Origin of the sequence: Aureimonas phyllosphaerae (assembly GCF_900113065.1) — a bacterium.
Taxonomy (GTDB): Bacteria; Pseudomonadota; Alphaproteobacteria; order Rhizobiales; family Rhizobiaceae; genus Aureimonas; species Aureimonas phyllosphaerae.
Genome location: NZ_FOOA01000001.1, coordinates 545,029 through 558,902 on the forward strand (window position 1 = coordinate 545,029; position 13,874 = coordinate 558,902).

Annotated in this window: 12 protein-coding genes; 2 read left to right on the forward strand and 10 right to left on the reverse strand. The window is 69.6% G+C overall.

All coding sequences use genetic code 11. From position 1 onward, the window contains the following. Positions 1-28: 28 nt before the first annotated feature. The 7 genes from BM175_RS02660 to BM175_RS02690 are packed head-to-tail and all read right to left on the reverse strand — an operon-like array spanning position 29 to position 7,880. A complete protein-coding gene (locus BM175_RS02660; RefSeq protein WP_210185759.1) occupies positions 29-1,798 on the reverse strand; it encodes an ABC transporter ATP-binding protein in 1,770 nt (589 codons plus the stop codon). Between the two features lie 2 nt (positions 1,799-1,800). Continuing rightward, complete coding sequence (locus tag BM175_RS02665) at positions 1,801-2,745, reverse strand: acetamidase/formamidase family protein (protein WP_090958782.1); 945 nt, start codon at positions 2,743-2,745, stop codon at positions 1,801-1,803. Between the two features lies 1 nt (position 2,746). Next, the gene (locus tag BM175_RS02670) at positions 2,747-4,363 is read right to left on the reverse strand and encodes an ABC transporter substrate-binding protein (RefSeq protein WP_090958785.1); all 1,617 of its coding nucleotides are present in this window, start codon (positions 4,361-4,363) and stop codon (positions 2,747-2,749) included. A gap of 14 nt (positions 4,364-4,377) precedes the next feature. Further along, positions 4,378-5,298, reverse strand: coding sequence for an ABC transporter permease (locus BM175_RS02675; protein WP_090958788.1), 921 nt, complete (start codon positions 5,296-5,298; stop codon positions 4,378-4,380). Beyond that, the gene (locus tag BM175_RS02680) at positions 5,298-6,206 is read right to left on the reverse strand and encodes an ABC transporter permease (protein WP_090958790.1); all 909 of its coding nucleotides are present in this window, start codon (positions 6,204-6,206) and stop codon (positions 5,298-5,300) included. The genes BM175_RS02675 and BM175_RS02680 overlap by 1 nt, the downstream gene beginning before the upstream one ends. Beyond that, a complete protein-coding gene (locus BM175_RS02685) occupies positions 6,184-6,789 on the reverse strand; it encodes an ANTAR domain-containing response regulator (protein ID WP_090958793.1) in 606 nt (201 codons plus the stop codon). Before BM175_RS02685 ends, BM175_RS02680 begins: the two co-directional genes overlap by 23 nt. Continuing rightward, positions 6,786-7,880, reverse strand: a complete 1,095-nt coding sequence (locus BM175_RS02690) for a transporter substrate-binding protein (protein WP_090958796.1) — start codon at positions 7,878-7,880, stop codon at positions 6,786-6,788. Before BM175_RS02690 ends, BM175_RS02685 begins: the two co-directional genes overlap by 4 nt. A gap of 355 nt (positions 7,881-8,235) precedes the next feature. On the opposite strand from BM175_RS02690, the gene BM175_RS02695 reads away from it, so the two are divergent. Then, on the forward strand, positions 8,236-9,540 hold the full coding sequence (locus BM175_RS02695; protein ID WP_090958798.1) for an NAD(P)/FAD-dependent oxidoreductase: 1,305 nt from the start codon (positions 8,236-8,238) through the stop codon (positions 9,538-9,540). Between the two features lie 43 nt (positions 9,541-9,583). On the opposite strand, the gene BM175_RS02700 is transcribed toward BM175_RS02695, so the two are convergent. The 3 genes from BM175_RS02700 to BM175_RS02710 form a co-directional block, all read right to left on the reverse strand. Then, a complete protein-coding gene (locus BM175_RS02700; RefSeq protein WP_090958801.1) occupies positions 9,584-11,473 on the reverse strand; it encodes an autotransporter domain-containing protein in 1,890 nt (629 codons plus the stop codon). Positions 11,474-11,644: 171 nt separating this feature from the next. Further along, positions 11,645-11,965, reverse strand: coding sequence for an Atu4866 domain-containing protein (locus BM175_RS02705; protein WP_090958804.1), 321 nt, complete (start codon positions 11,963-11,965; stop codon positions 11,645-11,647). Next, positions 11,965-12,693 (reverse strand): SDR family oxidoreductase, encoded by a 729-nt coding sequence (locus tag BM175_RS02710; RefSeq protein ID WP_090959175.1) that lies wholly within the window; start codon positions 12,691-12,693, stop codon positions 11,965-11,967. The genes BM175_RS02705 and BM175_RS02710 overlap by 1 nt, the downstream gene beginning before the upstream one ends. A 138-nt stretch (positions 12,694-12,831) precedes the next feature. On the opposite strand from BM175_RS02710, the gene BM175_RS02715 reads away from it, so the two are divergent. Further along, entirely contained in the window at positions 12,832-13,734 is a 903-nt protein-coding gene (locus tag BM175_RS02715) for a LysR family transcriptional regulator (protein WP_090958807.1), read from the forward strand. Positions 13,735-13,874: the final 140 nt, after the last annotated feature.

Below are 13,874 nucleotides of genomic sequence, written 5' to 3' on the forward strand. Positions count from 1 at the left end.
TACGGGCACCCTGCGCCGGTGCCGGTCATCATTGTGCGACGAGATGTCCCTCGCCGACGTCCGTCAGGACGAGCCGCGCCGGCGGATCGCCCACGCGGCGCACCGCGCTCGGAATGTCGCCGACGAGGCGCGGGAAACCCGCTCGGCGACGGGCGGGATCGGGGACCGGCACAGCCTCGATCAGCCGCCGCGTGTAGGCGTGCCGCGGATCGCCGAACACCTGACGCGCCGTGCCCGTTTCCACGATCTGGCCGAGATACATCACGGCCACCCGGTCGGAGATGTTCTCGACCACGGCCATGTCATGGCTGATGAAGAGATAGGCGATGCCGAACTCGGCCTGCAGTTCCTTCAGGAGTTCGAGCACGCGCTTCTGCACCGACACGTCGAGCGCCGACACGCTCTCGTCGGCGATGATGAGCTTGGGTCGCAGCGCGAGCGCGCGGGCGATGCAGATCCGCTGGCGCTGGCCGCCGGAGAACTGGTGGGGGTAGCGGCGCATCGCGTCCGGCTGGAGGCCGACGCGCTCGAACAGCGCAGCGACCCGCTCCTCGCGTTCGCGCGCCGATCCGATGCCGTGGACCGCGAGGGGCTCGGCCACGAGGTCGCCGGCCCGCCAGCGCGGGTCGAGCGAGGCGAACGGGTCCTGGAAGATCATTTGCACGTCGCGGCGCAGCGCCTTGCGCTCCGACGTCGACAGGTCCTGCCCCGACCGGCCGCCGACCGACAAGTGCCCCTCGTAGGGCACGAGCCCGGCGATCGCCTTGGCAGTGGTGGACTTGCCGCAGCCGCTCTCGCCGACGAGGCTAAGCGTCGCGCCGGCCGGTACGTCGAACGAGACGCCGGCGACCGCGTGGACCTCGGCGACCGTGCGGCCGAAAAGCCCCCCCTTCAAGGGGAAGCGCACCCGAAGGTCCCAGATCTCGGCGACCGGGGCCGGTGTCGCGGCGGTCTCGCGCCCGCTTCCGTCGCCCATGCGCGGCACGGCGGCGAGCAGCGCGCGGGTGTAATCCTCCTTCGGCGCCGCAAAGAGCGGGACGACCGCCCCCGCCTCGACCTCGCGCCCCGCGCGCATGACGACGACCCGGTCTGCCATCTCCGCGACGACGCCCATGTCGTGCGTGATCAGGATCAGCGCGGTGCCGCGGGTCGCCTGGATCTCCTTCAGGAGGCCCAGAACCTGCGCCTGGATCGTCACGTCGAGCGCCGTGGTGGGCTCGTCGGCGATCAGGACGTCGGGCTCGAGCGCGAGCGCCATCGCGATCATCACGCGCTGGCGCATGCCGCCGGACAATTCGTGCGGATACTGCCCCATCCGCCGCTCGGCCTCGGGGATCCGAACCGACTGCAACGCTTCCAGCGCCAGGCGTCTTGCCTCCGCTGCTGAAACGTCGCGATGCGCGTCGATCGCCTCGACGAGCTGGCGCCCGACGGTGAGCACCGGGTTCAGCGAGGTCATCGGCTCCTGGAAGATCATCGCAATCCGGTCGCCGCGCACCCGCCGCATCCGGCTCTCGGACGCCTCGGTCAGGTCCTCCTCGCCAAGACGGATCGAGCCGGCGGCGACCACCGGCCCCGGCTGCGGCAGAAGGCCCATGATCGCGAGCGAGGTCAGCGACTTGCCCGAACCGGACTCGCCCGCGATGCAGAGCGTTTCGCCGCGGGCGAGGTCGAAGGACAGGCCCTCGACCAGCACGCGCGCCCGCGCGCCCTCACCGACCGAGATCGTCAGGTCTCGGACCGAGAGCACCGGGGCGGCGGCCGCAGCCACCGCCTCGCGCGGCAGGACCTTGCCCATCATCACTCGAAAACGACCCGCGGGAAGTAGAACGAGACGACCCAGTTCGGCATGTCGACGATCTCGGAGATGCGAAGGTCGCCGCAGGTCGAGACGAGCATGTAGGCGTCGACCGGGTTCATGTTGTAGCGCCCGGCCAGGAGCTCCACCATGTCGGCGACCGCCTGTCGCGCGCCGGTCATCAGGTCCGGGCCGACGCCCGTCGTCACCTCGTAGCCCTTGGCGTCGAGATGGCGGGTGACGGGGCCCGGCGTCGTGAACCGGGGCATGGCAAGATTGGCGCCCTTGACGAGGTCGAGCGTCAGCACCGCGTTCATCGGGCTTTCGATCGCCGTGCCGCACACCTCGCCGTCCCCTTGCGCGGCGTGCGTGTCGCCGACGGAGAAGAGCGCGCCCGCGACCTCGACCGGCAGGTAGAGCGTGGTGCCGGCCGCAAGATCGCGGATGTCGAGATTGCCGCCGACGCGGCGCGGGGGCACCACCGAATGGTGTCCCGGCTCGGCCAGCGCATTGCCGATCGTGCCGGCTAAGGGCTTCAGCGGCACGCGCCCGTGCCTACCGAAGGCGGCGGGTTCGAGCGAGTTCGGGTCATATGTCCAGATCGTCAGCGCGGCCTCGGTGAACTGGTCCGCGAGAAGGCCGAAGCCGGGGATGTTGGCGGTCCAGCCGAAGCCGGACGGCTTGAAGCCTTCGATCGTCACCTTCAGCGCGTCGCCCGGCTCTGCGCCCTCGACGAAGATCGGACCCGAGACCGGGTTGATCTTGGAGAAGTCGAGAGCGGTGACGCTCTCGACGGTGGACTGAGGCGTCAGCTGGCCGGCCGAGGAGTCCCGGCACTCGAACTCGATGGTCGCGCCCGGCGCCACGCGCAGCGCCGGTTCGAACGTGTTGTCCCAGCCGAAGTGATGCTGCCGGCCGTGGATCGTGTAGTCGCAAGCCTTGCACATCTCACTTCGTCTCGACGTAGCGGTAGTTCATCGGGGTGTTGACCGGGTCGATGTAGAGCGCGTCGTCGCCGCCCATCCGGGCCGAACGCATCGTGTAGCGCTTCTCGTTGAAGACCGGCACCCAGGGCGCGTCGGCCATGACGCCCTTGTAGACCTCGCCCCAGGCGGCCGCCCGCTCGGCGGCCTTCGCCGGATCGACCATCGCGTCGGCGGCGGCCGCCTTCTCGTCCAGCGCCTCGTTGCAGTACTTCGCCCAGTTCCAGCCGCCCTCGGCCGCGCCGGAGCAGCCGAGGATCGGGCCGTAGAAGTTCGACGGGTCCGGGAAGTCGGCGATCCAGGCCATGCCGCCCGACCAGATCATCGGTGCGCCCTCCGCCGAGCCGCCGGCGGCGATGACGTTGGCCTGCGCAAGGCTCTGCAGCGAGGCCTTGATGCCGATGGCCGCGAGATCCTGCTGGATCGCCTGCGCGATGCGCGGCTGCGGATCGACGTTGGCGACGAAGAGCTCGGTCTCGAAGCCGCCCTCGTGGCCCGCCTCGGCCAGGAGCTTCTTGGCGGCCTCGACGTCGTACTTGTAGCCCTCGAAGTTCTGGATGTAGCCCGGCATGGTCGGCGGCAGCGGCTGGTTGGCAGGCGTCGCGCGGCCGTTGATGATCTGGACGATGCGGTCCTTGTTGATCGCCATGTTGACGGCCTGGCGCACCTTCAGATCATCGAAGGGCGCGGCCTTGGTGTTCATGGTGATGTAGCCGGTGTGGAGCTGCACGCCTTCGACCACCTGCGCGGCCTCGGCCGGGTTGCCCATCACCTCGCGGAACTTGGCCGGCGGGATGCCGTCGCCCGGCACGTCGACCTCGCCGTTCTGCACGCGCAGGAGCGAGACCACCGGCTCCTGACCGATCTCGAAGGTGATGCCGCCGAGCTTGGGCGCGCCCTCGCGGTAGTAGTCCGGGTTCTTCTCGAGAACCAGACGCTGGCCGAGCGTCCACTCGGCGAGCTTGAAGGCGCCGGTGCCGACCGGGTTGCGCCCGAAGTCAGCGCCCGACTTCTCGACCTCTTCCTTCGGCACGATGAAGGAGAAGTTCAGCGCCATCACCGACAGGAAGGTCGCGTCGGGGCGCGACAGCGTCACCTGCACCGTCTTCGGATCGAGGATCTTCACGCCCGACAGCTCGGTGGCCGTGCCACCCTGCATCGCCTCGAAGCCCTCGATCGAGCCGAGGAAGCCGGCACCCGGCGATTGGGTGGCCGGGTTCACCGTGCGCTCGAACGAGTATTTCACGTCCTCGGCCGTCATCGCGCGGCCGTTGTGGAATTTCACGCCGTCGCGCAGCTTGAAGGTGAAGACCTTGCCGTCCGGCGAGATCTCGTAGGACTCGGCCAGACCCGGCCGCAGCTTGGCGGTGCCCGGCTCGTAGTCCATCAGCCCGTCGAAGATCGCCTTGATCATCGAGAAGTTCTGCCAGTCGTAGCCGATCGCGGGATCGAGCGTCGCGATGTCGTCCTTGTAGGTGACGGTGATCGTGTCGCCCTCCTGCGCATGCGCCACCATCGGCGCGGACAGGACGGCGGCGGAGATGGCGAGCGCTGCGGCGCCGCGCTTGAGACGAGCGAGCATGGGCGGGCTTCCTTTCACTGGAGCTTGATGCGGGGATCGACGAAGGGGGCGACGAGATCGGCCACGAGGTTCCCGATCACGATGGCGAGGGCCGACACGAGCGTGACGCCCATGATGATCGGCAGGTCGACGCGTTGGATCGCCTGCCAGGCGAGCTGGCCGATGCCGGGCCAGCCGAAAACGCTCTCCACCACCACGATGCCGCTCATGAAGAGGCCGATGTCGATGCCGATCATCGCGATGATCGGCAGGATGGCGTTGGGCAGCGCGTGGCGCAGGAGGATCGTCCAGCGCTTCAGGCCCTTGGCGCGGGCGGTGCGCATGTAGTCCTGGCGCAGAACGTCGACCATCGAGGAGCGCATCATGCGCGCGTACCAGCCGGCCCCGAGAATGCCGAGCGTCAGCGCCGGCAGCACGAGATGGGAGAACGTCCCGTAGCCGCCGATCGGGAACCAGCCGAGCTTCACCGCGAAGACGTAGAGAAGAAGCAGCCCAACCACGAACTGCGGCGCCGAGACGGTGACGAAGGAGGTCACCATCAGCGCGTGATCGCTAGCCCGTCCGCGCCGCACGGCCGCCAGGATGCCCATCGTCAGGCCGAGCACGAGTTCGCAGACGATCGCAGCCAGCATCAGAAGAAGGCTGGCGGGAAGCCGCGCCCAGATGAGGTCCGCCACCTCCGAGCGCTGGAGGTGGGAGCGCCCGAGGTCGCCCTGCACGAGGTTGCCGAGATAGCGAGCGTACTGGACGAAGAACGGCTGGTCGAGCCCGAGCTGGGCGCGGATGTTGGCGACCTGCGCGGCGGTCGCCGTGCGGCCCGCGATCTGCCGCGCCGGGTCGGCCGGCAGGAGATAGAGCAGCACGAAGGTGATGAGGCTGACGCCGATCAGGATGAGGACGGCCTGGACGAGCCGCCGCGCGAGATAGACCGCCATCAGCCGCGCCCCTCTTCGGTCGGGTCGAGCGCGTCGCGCAGCGCGTCGCCGACGAGGTTGAAGGCGAGCGCGAGCAGGAGGATCGCCGCGCCGGGAAAGAAGACCAGCCAGGGGGCCGCCTGGAAGTAGGTCTGGTTCTCGAAGATGATGTTGCCCCACGAGGCGTCCGGCGGCTGCACGCCGACGCCGAGGAAGGACAGCGTCGCCTCGAGGAGAACCGTCGTCGAGATGCCGAGCGTGCCGTAGACGATGACCGTCGAGGTGAGATGTGGCAGGACGTGCCGGAACAGGATGCGCGAGGAGCTGGCGCCGAGCGTCACCTCGGCCTGGATGAACTCGCGCTCGGCGAGCGAGCGCGTCTCCGAATAGACGACGCGCGCCACCTGCACCCAGTTCACCAGCGCGATGACGAGGGCGACGATCCAGAGGCTCGGCCGCAGCACGGCGGCGAGGCAGATTGCCAGAAGCAAGGCCGGAAAGGCCATCATCAGGTCGGTGAAGCGCATCAGCAGGGAGCCGACGACCCCGCGATAGTAGCCGGCGACGACGCCCACCAGCGTCCCGATGACGAGCGCCGCCCCATTGGCGACGATGCCGATGACGAGCGAATTGCGGGCGCCGTAGAGAAGGCGGGAGAAGAGGTCGCGGCCGAGAAGATCGGTGCCGAGCCAGTAGGTCACGGAGGGCGGCAGCGGCGAGCCTTCGAGCGACAGGCCGTCGAAGAACTGTTCGTTCGGGTCGAACGGGGCGATCAGCGGCGCGAAGATCGCGGCCAGCACGACCGCGGCGATGACGACGAGACCGAGAACGCCGAGCTTGCGCGACAGGAGGCGCTTCAGGACGCCCTCGCCGCCGACCGGCGCGGCAGGAGGGACCGCCGACGTGTCAGGCGAGACGAGGACGCTCATCCGAGGCCTCCGTGGTCTTGAGTTCGACGATGCGGCGGGCGGCGTCCTCGAGGCTGACCTGCCAGCTCATGGCGAGCGCTCGGAGCTGCGCATAGGCCTGTTCCTCGCCGATGCCGGCTCCGGATAGAGCGACGACGGCGCGCACGACGGTCTGGCGTTCGCCGATGCGACGGCGGAGCGAGGCGATCTCCTCGCCGAGCCGCCGCCGCTCGTCGAAGGCGCGCCGCGCGATCAGGAGCGCCGAATAGACGCCGGCATTGCCGACAGGCTTCACGATCTGCGCGTCCGCCTGGAGCGACAGCGCCCATTCGATGCGCCCCGGCGCTTCCGAGCCGATCAAGGCGACGAGCGGCATCGGCGCCTCGCCGGCTTTCCACGGAAACTGCTCGTCGAAGCCGTGGTCGACGTCGAAGAACAGGAAGTTCGCGCCGGCGGCGGTCGCGGGAAGATCGGGCCAAGCCTGCTCGACCTCGAGGCCGATCGCACCGAGCTGGCGGATCAGGACCTCGACGGCGGCGTGCTCGCGGTGGAGGACGACGGCCCTGGCGCCGCCGAGATTGGGGATGCGCGCGCGCCGGGTCATTTCACCAGCCTCAGCGAGGGCCGAAAGGTAGCCGTCGGATCGTAGTGCGACAGGTAGGGATCGGGCTCGACCCGCCCGCGGCTTTCCTCCAGCACCTCGAAGCGGCTTCCGCGAACGCGCGCGATGCGCACGGGCAGCGCCGCATGCTGCGTCAGCGGATCGACGCGGATGGGCCCGAGCGCCGTCTCGCGGATGCCCGCACCCATCGCACGGCGGACCGCCGACGGCTCGTCCGTCCCCGCCGCCTCGATCGCATCGGCGAGCACCGTGACCGCGGCGTGCGCCGCCGCCTCGAACGAGGAGCCCGGTCCCGGCGCGCCGTCGTGGACGAAGGGGAGCGAGGAGAGGTGCCCGTCGCCGAAGGGCGCGATGGAGGGCAGTTCCGCCTCGGTCAGGTTGCACGAGACGATCGGGCGCCGCTCGGGCCGGAAGCGCTCGTCCTCGCGCCCGAGCGCCGCATAAGCCTCGTAGAAGGCATAAGCGGACGGGCCGATCAGGTTGTTGAGGACGAAGTCCGGCGCGGTCGCGCGGATCTCGGCGACGAGCCGGCCGACATCCGTGTCGCCAAGCGCGAGGTACCGCTCGCCCCTCACCTCCCCGCCGGCATCCGCCACGAGGTCGCGGGCGATGCGGTTCATCTCCCAGCCCCAGATGTAGTTCGAACCGACGAGAAAGGCGTCGCGCCCATATCGCGCGGCAACGTGCGCCACGAGCGGCACGAGGTGCTGGTTGGGCGCGGCGTTCAGGTAGACGACGTGCTCGTTCGCCTCGAACCCCTCGTAGGGCGCCGGATACCACAGAAGTCCGCCGTGCTTCTCGAGCACCGGGATCACGTCCTTCCGGCTCCAGGAGGTGATGCAGCCGACGACATGGCGCACGCCATCAGTGACGAGGAGATCGGCGCAGAGCGGCGCATAGGCTTCGATCCGGCCGGCCGGATCGCGCTCGGCGACACGGAAGCGAATGCGCCGCGCGGGATCAGCGTTGACGGCCTCGATCGCCCCCATCGCGCCCTCGCGGCACGCCTCGCCGAGCCGGTCGTAGCTGCCGGAGCGGGAGAACAGGACGCCGATGTCGATGGGTTGCTTCATGTCGCAGTTCCCGAAACGAAAAAGCCCCGCAAGCGCGCCGCGATGCCGGAAGGGCGTCGCGTCGGACCGACGGGGCTCGAATGCCGTCCGGCAGACAAGGCCGGTATGTCGGGCGATCCTGCGACAGGATCACAGCGGCGTCAACCACTTTGATGAGAAGAAGGGCTTGCCTAGTTTGTAGGCAAAGTGGCGAGCCAACGTCGCAGGGTGGATGCCTTTGAGAGGATGGTTGAGCGTGCCACGACGCCCCTCGCCGCACAACTCGGCAACCCCCAAGTCCGGCGCCGTGATCCGCGCCCGTCATGATCACAAGGCTTGACCGCCCCTTCCCCGGTTTGCTCTACGAAGACCCATCATGGGACCTCATCTCGATCTCGTCGCCAGCGACACGCGCGTGCCGACCAAGGTGGATTTCGTCGTCATCGGCGGCGGCATCATCGGGGCGGCAGCCGCTCTTCATCTCGTCGAGGCGGGCCATTCCGTCGTCCTTTGCGAAAAGGGACAGGTGGCCGGCGAGCAGTCCAGCCGCAACTGGGGCTGGTGCCGGCAGGCCGGGCGCGACGAGCGCGAGGTGCCGCTCATCGTCGAGAGCCTGCGCCTGTGGCGCGGGATGGCCGAGACGGTGGGCGCCGATGTCGGCTTCCGCCAGCACGGCACGCTCTTCGTCGCCGAGACCGCCGAAGAGGAAGCCTCGTTCGAGGCCTGGGCACGGATGGCCCGGCCGCAGGGCGTCGACGCCGAGATCCTGACGGGCGCGCGCCTGCGCGAGGTGACGCGCGATGCGCCGCTGCGCCAGCGCCTCGGCCTTTTCGTCGCGAGCGACGGGCGCGCCGAACCCCAGCTCGCCGTCCCGGCCATCGTGCGCGCCGCCAGGGCCAAGGGCCTGACCGTCCTCGCGCCCTGCGCGGTCAACGGCGTCGAGCGGTCGGCGGGGCGGGTCGACGCCGTTCTCACCGAGCATGGGCGGATCGCGTGCTCCGGCGTTCTCGTGGCGGCCGGCGCCTGGTCCAGCGCCTTTGGCCGAAGCCTTGGCCTCCGCCTGCCGCAGTTGAAGGTCCTCGGCTCCGTGTTCCGCACATCGGCGGTCGAGGGTGGTCCCGAGGCCTCGATCTGGATCGACAAGATCGGCGTCCGCAAGCGCCTCGACGGCGGCTACACGATCGCCGACAGCTCAACCTACGACGCGCCGCTGACGCCCGACAGCCTCCGCTTCCTTCGCGAGTTCGCGCCGATGCTGCGCCAGCAAGGCCGCGGCATCCGCCCGCACATCGCGCTGCAGTCCTTCCGCGAGACGCTGGCGCCTCGATCCTATACCGGCGCGCGGATGCTCGACCCCCGGCCCCGCGCCGGCGACGGAGAGGCCCTTCTGCGAAAGGCCGCCGGCTTCTTCCCGGCGCTCGGCGGCGCCCGGATCCTCCAGCGCTGGGCCGGCTATATCGACGTCACCCCCGACGCGATCCCCTATATCGACCGGATCGAGACCGATCCCGACGTCGTGGTGGCGACCGGCTTCTCCGGCCACGGCTTCGGCATCGGGCCGGGCGCGGGACGCCTCGCGGCCGAGGTGCTGACCGGCCGCCCGACTATGGTCGGGACCGAGGATTACGCGATCCCCCGCTTCTCCGACCTCAGCCGCATCAAGCTCGGCACCGCGGTCTGAGGCGACGCCGCGTCAGATGCCCGCCGCGCCGCATCCGTTCTCGTCAGAAGCGATACTTCAAGCCGACCTCGCCGACGTGGCTGGTGTCGATGTCCGAGCTCGTGCCGATCGAATAGCGGCCGGTAAGCGACAGGCGGTCGGTGAGGCCCGCATCGACGCCGACGCCCGCCACGAAGCCACGCGCCGCCAGATCGTCGAGCGCACTGGAGCGTGCGCGGGTGATGCCGCCGGCGATCGCCGCCGAGACGCGCGCGTCGTCTTCTGTGAGGATGTCCTCGTAGCCAATGCGGCCGGTCAGCGCGAGCGGTCGGCCGCCGAGATCGGTGACATAGCCGAGGTGCAGGTTCGCCGAGCCGAGCAGCGCGTTGCGCTGCGTGTCGCCATAGACGATCTCGGCCGCGGCGCCGCTCTCGGCATAGCCGTCGGCATCTGCGTAGAGGTAGTCGAGCCCGAGCGCCGGCGTGATCGTGAAGGCGCCGGCCTGAAAGCCGTAGCCGGCCTCGAGGCCGACATTGGCCGACACGCCGTTGGTGTTGGTGCCGCGATTGACGACGGTCGAAACGAGGGTCCGCCGGTCGAGGTCCTCGTAGTCGTGATGCGCGACGCCGCCCGAGAGGGTCACATAGGCCGGGCCAAACAGAGCCGTGGCGTAGAGGTCGGCGGCGAAGGACAGCGTGTCGTAGGTGAGGCGCGCGTCGTCCACCTCGCCGGCGGCCGCCGACAGCGCACCGCCGATCAGGACCCGGTCGGTCAGGCGGTGGTCGTAGCCGATGCGGACCGAGCCGTTGTCGAAGCGGTAGTCGCGCGCCCCGTCGCGCTCGAAGCGGCTGCCGCCGAGCGAGACGTAGAGGTCGGAGAACGGCACGGCGATCGCCGCGTCCGAGCCGGTGGCCGGCGGCGGCAGGCGCAGCGCGGCGACGCGGGCCCGGTCGCGCACCGCCTCGTTCGCCGTCATGCGATCGAGAAGCGCGGTCTCCGTCAGCGAGCCGACCGCCGCAGCGGTGGTTCCGACCGACAGGTAGTCCTCGACGAGCTGCGAGAACAGGCGGTGGACGCCGGTCGTCGGGTGGATGCCGTCCCAGTAGAGATAGGTGTTCTGGACGCTGACGGGGGCCGCCGCGCAGGCCGGCGTCGACAGGCAGGCGTCGCGCGTGTTGAGGATGCCGAAGCGCGCCGGATCGCTCGCGACCAGCGCCCCGAGGCGCTGGACGTCGACGAGCACGACGTCGGTGTTCGGCAGCCCTGCGGCGACCTGCGCCACGCCGGCCCGCAGCGCGGTGTTGAAGGCGTTTGTGGCGAGCGTTCCGGCCACCGACCCTTGCAGGGTCGCCGAGAAGGCCGGCGTCGCGCCGATGTCGGGCAGGTTGAGGACGGCGACGGTGGGCGCGCCGAGACGACCGAGGCGGGCGAGCGAGGCGGCGACGTCGCCGGCCGACGCCACGGCTTCCGCGCCGACCAGCGCGGCGGTCGCGCCGGGCGTGTTGATCTCTTGGATGATGTTGTTGGCGCCGCCGTAGAGGGTGACGACGTCGCTCGCGCCGAAGCGCCCGTCCTGCAGCTCGAACGCATCGATCTGCGCGGGGATACCGGGCGGCAGCAGGCCGTCCAGCCGGTCGGTGCGGGCGTTGCCGAACGCATAGTTCTGCGACAGTTCGGGATTGATGCGCACGCCCGCGAGGGTCGCCGCGCCCGCCTGCTGCATCGGACCGCCGTTGAGGTATTCGGTGAAGACCGGCCCGTTCGAGAAGCGGCCTGCGAAATAGGGCGGCGATGCCGGCCGGCCGGTCAGGAGGTAGAGGTTGCCGTTGTCGGACAGGGAGTCGCCGAAGCTGATGACGGGTCCGGCGACCTGCGCCAGCGCGGGCAGCGCCGTGCCGGCGACGAGAAGCGCGGTGGTAGCGGCCAGAACGGCCCGGCAATCGATACGGCTCATGCGAAACGTCCCCCTCCGGCAAGCCCCCGCAGCCGGTCCGACGGGAGCATGCAAGACGGCGCGGCGCGGCGACAGCGGATTGTGGACGCGCGCCGAAGCGCAAGGCCGGATTGTGGCGGTGCTGTGGCCGAGCCGCCGCAGGCTTTCCCTGCTGCGGCAGCCCGTCTTCGCTCAGCGACGGCGAAGCACCATTCCGCCATGGTGCAGCGTATCGGCATCGACGAAATCGCCGTCGGCGGTGAAGCCGGTATCGTCCCAGTACTCGATATGGGTGCCGGACACCTCGTATCGGCCGCGATAGGCGCTCTCGCGCGTGCCGCGCGCTTCGTCATAGCGACCGTTCGGGAGAAGCTCGTGGCGCACGTGGCCATCGTCGGTGACCCAAAGGCCGACATAGGGATGGTTCTGGTCCGGCATGACAGCCTCCTCGGCCTGGGACGGAAGGACGGACGCGGCCGCAAGGGTGGCGCCCGCAAGGACGAGCCGGCGCATCAGTGCGCCGACCGGAGGGGACGCACGACCACCTCGCTGACGTCGACGTCCTCCGGCTGTTCCAGCGCGAAGCGTACGGCGCGGCCGATCGCGTCCGGCTTCAGGGCGACCGAGCGAAAGCTCTCCATCAGCGTCGCCGCGTCGCGGTCGGTGATGGTCGAGGCCAGTTCGCTTTCCACGACGCCCGGATGGATGCAGGTCACGCGGATGTCCTGCCGCTCCTGCCGCAGCCCGTCCGAGATGGCTCGGATAGCGAACTTCGTCGCGCAGTAGACGGCGGCGGTCGGCGACACGGCGAGCGCGCCGATCGAGGCGGTATTGACGACGTGGCCGGAGCCGCGCGCCGTCATCTCCGGCAGCACGGCCGCAATGCCGTAGAGGACACCCTTCACGTTGACGTCGATCATCCAGTCCCACTCGTCCACCTTCAGCGCGGCGAGCGGCGACAGCGGCATGACGCCGGCGTTGTTGACGATCGCGTCGACACGCCCGAACGCGGCGCGGGCCGCCTCGGCGAAGGCTGCGACGTCGGCGCGGTCGGTGACGTCGAGGCGGCGGGTCGCCACACGGGCGCCGTTGCGTCGGAGCTCCTCGGCGAGCGCGTCCAACCGGTCCGTGCGACGGGCTCCGAGCATGAGCGTGGCGCCGGCGCCAGCGAGTTCGCGAGCGATGCCTTCGCCGATGCCGGACGAGGCGCCGGTGATGAGAACGACCTTGTCGAGAGCCATGAGGGCCTCCTTTGCGTGGTTTGCGTTCATCCCGCTCCGGCAATTTCGTCGACCGGGGCGGTTGCCGATGAGATAGACCCGCTCCATTGTCGCCAAAAGCCACCTTCCACTGCACGCCTTGGTAAGCCACGATAACCAATGCACGACGACCTGAACGCCCTGTCCGTCTTCGCCGTCATCTCCGAGGAGGCGAGCCTGCGTGCCGCCGCCGATCGTCTCGGCGTCACCCGCTCCGCGGTCAGCCAGTCGCTGCGGCGTCTTGAGGCCGATCTCGGCGTGTCGCTGGTCCGCCGCACGACGCGCAGCATGAGCCTGACCGAGGAAGGCGAGCGGCTGCGAGGCGAGATCGCCCCGGCCATCGCCGACATGCGGGCAGCGCTGGACGGGGTTCGGGCCCATCGCTCCGCCGTGCGCGGACAGTTGCGGCTGGCCGTGTCCTCGATCGCCGAGAGCGTCCTATCCGGCCCGCTGCTGGCAGGCTTCTGCGATGCCTGCCCCGACGTGCAGCTCGACGTCCTCGTCACCGACGAGGAGTTCGACATCGTGGCGCAGGGCTTCGACGCCGGTGTGCGGCTTGGCGAGGTGATCGAGCAGGACATGATCGCCGTGCCGGTGTCGGGCGACCAGCGCCAGGTCGCAGTGGCCGCGCCTGTCTATCTCGAACGGGCTGGCACGCCCCTGCACCCGCGCGAGTTGGCTGCCCACCGCTGCATCGGATGGCGTCCGGCACCACGCGCCGCGCCCTATCGCTGGGAATTTGCCGAAGACGAACGCGACTTCACGGTCTCGGTCGAACCGGAAGTCACCACCAACGACATGCGCCTGATGGTGCAGCTGGCCCGCGCGGGAGCCGGCATCAGCTTTGGCATGGAGGACACGTTCCACGAGGATCTCGAACGCGGAACCCTCGTGTCGGTGCTGGACGCCTTCTGCCCGCCCTTCCCCGGTTTCTTCCTCTACTATCCCAGCCGCCGCGACATGCCGATGCGCCTGCGCGCCTTCGTGGACCATATCTTGCGATACCGCCGCGAACGGGCCTGACGAGATGCCCGCAGTCCCCCTTCGGCATCTTTTATACTCATCGGTAAAATATTCCGTTGACATCGAGGAGGGGAGCGTCTAGCTCTTTCCATACCGATCGGTAATCAACATCGGGACGGTGGCACCAAGATCGCCCACCC

Coding starts and splice junctions, on each gene's coding strand:
- BM175_RS02660 (WP_210185759.1), bottom strand. CDS start 1,798: ATGGGCAAGGTCCTGCCGCGCGAGGCGGTGGCTGCGGCCGCCGCCCCG.
- BM175_RS02665 (WP_090958782.1), bottom strand. CDS start 2,745: ATGTGCAAGGCTTGCGACTACACGATCCACGGCCGGCAGCATCACTTC.
- BM175_RS02670 (WP_090958785.1), bottom strand. CDS start 4,363: ATGCTCGCTCGTCTCAAGCGCGGCGCCGCAGCGCTCGCCATCTCCGCC.
- BM175_RS02675 (WP_090958788.1), bottom strand. CDS start 5,298: ATGGCGGTCTATCTCGCGCGGCGGCTCGTCCAGGCCGTCCTCATCCTG.
- BM175_RS02680 (WP_090958790.1), bottom strand. CDS start 6,206: ATGAGCGTCCTCGTCTCGCCTGACACGTCGGCGGTCCCTCCTGCCGCG.
- BM175_RS02685 (WP_090958793.1), bottom strand. CDS start 6,789: ATGACCCGGCGCGCGCGCATCCCCAATCTCGGCGGCGCCAGGGCCGTC.
- BM175_RS02690 (WP_090958796.1), bottom strand. CDS start 7,880: ATGAAGCAACCCATCGACATCGGCGTCCTGTTCTCCCGCTCCGGCAGC.
- BM175_RS02695 (WP_090958798.1), top strand. CDS start 8,236: ATGGGACCTCATCTCGATCTCGTCGCCAGCGACACGCGCGTGCCGACC.
- BM175_RS02700 (WP_090958801.1), bottom strand. CDS start 11,473: ATGAGCCGTATCGATTGCCGGGCCGTTCTGGCCGCTACCACCGCGCTT.
- BM175_RS02705 (WP_090958804.1), bottom strand. CDS start 11,965: ATGCGCCGGCTCGTCCTTGCGGGCGCCACCCTTGCGGCCGCGTCCGTC.
- BM175_RS02710 (WP_090959175.1), bottom strand. CDS start 12,693: ATGGCTCTCGACAAGGTCGTTCTCATCACCGGCGCCTCGTCCGGCATC.
- BM175_RS02715 (WP_090958807.1), top strand. CDS start 12,832: ATGCACGACGACCTGAACGCCCTGTCCGTCTTCGCCGTCATCTCCGAG.